1 protein-coding gene and 1 pseudogene are annotated in these 3301 nt (G+C 39.8%); both read left to right on the top strand.

The genetic code is table 11. The annotated features are described in order from the left end of the window. Window positions 1-29: 29 nt before the first annotated feature. A pseudogene (locus tag JCM10596_RS27130) lies at window positions 30-3076 on the top strand (condensation domain-containing protein); the annotation flags it as partial. Beyond that, window positions 3065-3301, top strand: a 237-nt coding sequence (locus tag JCM10596_RS31585; RefSeq protein ID WP_369345692.1) for an AMP-binding protein, incomplete at its 3' end; no start/stop codon positions are given. The pseudogene JCM10596_RS27130 and the gene JCM10596_RS31585, both read left to right, overlap by 12 nt.

The following is a 3301-nucleotide window of genomic DNA, read 5'->3' as shown; positions in this document are numbered from 1 at the left end:
AAGGATTATCTCGTGAGCTGCCTCAGTACATGATCCCTGCTTATTTTGTTCAACTAGAACAGATGCCGTTAACGCCTAATGGCAAGATTGATCGTAAGTCTTTACCTGAGCCAACGGGAGATTTACAGACTGGGACAGAGTATGTCGCGCCAAGGACAGAAATAGAGCAAGCTCTTGCTACTGTATGGCAGACAGTGTTAGGGATCTCTCAGATTGGAATCAAGGATCACTTCTTTGAACTAGGAGGGGACTCTATCAAATCGATTCAGATCTCTTCTAGACTCTATCAAATGGGCTATAAGCTAGAAATGAAGGATTTGTTTAAATATCCTACCATAGCGAAACTAAGCCCACATATTCAAAGCATTGGTCGAAAAATCGAACAGGGAGAAGTCACAGGAGAAGCAAGATTAACCCCTATTCAAAACTGGTTTTTTGAACAAAACTATGTAGACTCTCATCATTTCAATCAAGCTGTCATCCTGTATAAGGAAGAAGGATTTAATGAGCCTGCCCTACACACATTGATCCAGAAAATAGTTACTCATCATGATGTCTTGCGTATGGTCTTTCGTCCAACGGAAAATGGCTATGAGGCTTGGAATAAGGGAACAGATGAAGGAGAACTCTACACTCTGGATCGTGTAGATCTTAGAGATGAAACAGATATTTCAACGGCTATTGAAAACTATTCTAATGAAATTCAAGCGAGCTTTGACTTAAGCGAAGGACCGCTCATGAAGCTAAGGTTATTTCAATGTCAAGACGGGGATCATTTATTGATTGTCATACATCATTTAGTTATTGATGTGGTATCGTGGAGAATTCTCTTAGAAGATTTTGCATCTGGCTATGAACAAGCAGTAAACGGACAAGAAATCAGGTTACCACAAAAAACAGATTCCTTCTTACAATGGTCAAAGCATTTGGCAGAGTATGCAAATAGCCCCGCCCTTGAGAAAGAAAAGTCGCATTGGAAGAAGATCACAGAGCTAGAAGTACATCCATTACCAAAGGATCAGGTCACTGAAGAAGGCAAAATTCTGAAGGATAGCCAATCCATCTTGCTGGAGTGGAGTCCTGAAGAAACGGAGCAATTACTGAAGCATGTACCCAAGGCTTATAATACGGAGATCAACGATATCTTGTTAACTGCCTTAGGAATGGCCCTTCAAAAATGGAGTGGTTTGGATAAGCTCAAGATTTGTTTAGAAGGTCACGGTCGAGAAGAAATTATTCAGGATGTAGACATCACACGTACAATAGGCTGGTTTACGAGTATGTATCCTGTCGTGCTTGACATGGAACCGGAGCGGGATCTCTCATACAAGATTAAGAAAGTAAAAGAAGATCTCCGCAAGATTCCTAACAAAGGGATTGGATATGGAATTTGGAGATACTTAGCTTCTCATACAGAAGAAATCGAATGGGGATTAGAGCCGGAAATTTCCTTCAACTATTTAGGGCAATTTGAACAAGAGAGCCGCAGCAGTGAAATATCACCTTATTCTAGCGGTACAGACATTAGTGAGAAACAAAATCGACCTTTTGTCTTAAATATTAACGGAATGATTCACGATGGTACGCTGGGCTTTGACATTAGTTATTCAAAAGTAGAATACCGGAAAGAAACAATGGAGCATTTTGCACAGTGTCTGAAAGAAAGCCTTCAAGAAATCATTGAGCATTGTGTAGCTAAGCAGCGTCCAGAACTAACACCTAGTGATGTCTTATTACCTGGAGTAACCATTGACGAGCTGGATCAGCTAGTGGAGCAAACCAAGCATATTGGAGAAATTGAGAATGTGTATAGATTAACACCTATGCAAAAAGGAATGTGGTTCCACAGTAAAATGGATCAGGATTCCGGAGTCTACTTCGAGCAATTGACATTACAATTGCACGGTCATTTGGACGTAGAATTAGTCAGAAAGAGTTTTACCTTATTGGTACAAAAACATTCCATCTTACGCACCAACATTTATGTCGATTCGAAAGAGGAGCCAATTCAAGTTGTTTTTAAGAATCGATCTATTGAATGCAATGATGAAGATTTCACTAGTATGGAATCAGATAAGCGTAAGCACAGCGTTCAACATTTCATGGATGAAGATAAGCAGCGAGGATTTAATTTGGCTGAAGATGCCCTCATGCGCCTAAGCATCTTGAAGCTTGGAGATCAAGAGCAGCAGCTTATTTGGAGCTTTCATCATATTTTAGTAGATGGCTGGTGCTTGCCGATCCTGATCCAAGAATTGCTTGAGTTCTATTCAAGCTTTGAATCTGGGGATCAGCCTCAATTTGACATCACATCTTCTTATAGTGATTATATTGAGTGGCTAGAAACGCAAGATATGGAAGAGGCGGCTGAATACTGGAGTCGCTATTTAGCGAATTATGAACAACAAACGCAACTACCGCAAAATAAAACTCAAGTTGAAGAAAGAGGATATCTTGCTCAAAGCTCGACGTTCAGTCTTTCTGAAGAGTTGACTCAAAAGATGAACCAGATCGCTAATAAACACCAAGTAACGGTTAATACTTTAATTCAAGCAGCTTGGGGTATTTTACTACAAAAGTATAATGGCACTCAGGATGTTGTGTTCGGAGGTGTGGTGTCTGGAAGACCAGCAGAAATACAGGGTATAGAACAGATGATTGGTTTGTTTATTAATACAATACCTGTACGTATTTATTGCGAAGCAAATGAATCTATTGTAGACGTCATGAAGAAAATTCAAGAGCAAGCCTTGGCTTCTCAGGCATATGATTATTACCCACTTTTTGAGATTCAGGCGAAAACAGAGCAGAAACATAATCTCATCAACATATTGTCGTGTTTGAAAACTATCCAGTGGAAGAAAAAATCGAAAATATGGAGAATGTGGATCGTGATCAATTAAGGATTACAGACGTAGTAACCAAAGAACAAACAAATTACGATTTTAACCTGATTGTCATGCCAGATAAAGAGTATCATTTTAGCCTAGACTATAACGCACTGGCATTTGATACTGAAACCATTGAACAAATACAAAAGCACTTCATAACGATATTGGAACAAATGATTCTAGATCCACAGAAGTCGGTTCAAGAACTTGAGCTTCTGAGCAATGAAGATCAAAAACACTTGTTACGTACGCTCAACAATACCAAAGCGAATTATCCAACAGAAAAAGCGGTACATCAGTTGTTCGAAGAGCAAGTGGAACGAACACCAGATGCAGTGGCAGTTGTACAGAACGGTCAGTCATTGACCTACCGCGAATTAAATGAACGAGCCAACCAATTAGCACGTAGC

This window comes from Caldalkalibacillus mannanilyticus JCM 10596 (assembly GCF_000615945.1).
GTDB lineage: Bacteria > Bacillota > Bacilli > Caldalkalibacillales > JCM-10596 > Bacillus_AT > Bacillus_AT mannanilyticus.
This window is presented reverse-complemented; position numbering and strand designations above follow the sequence as displayed.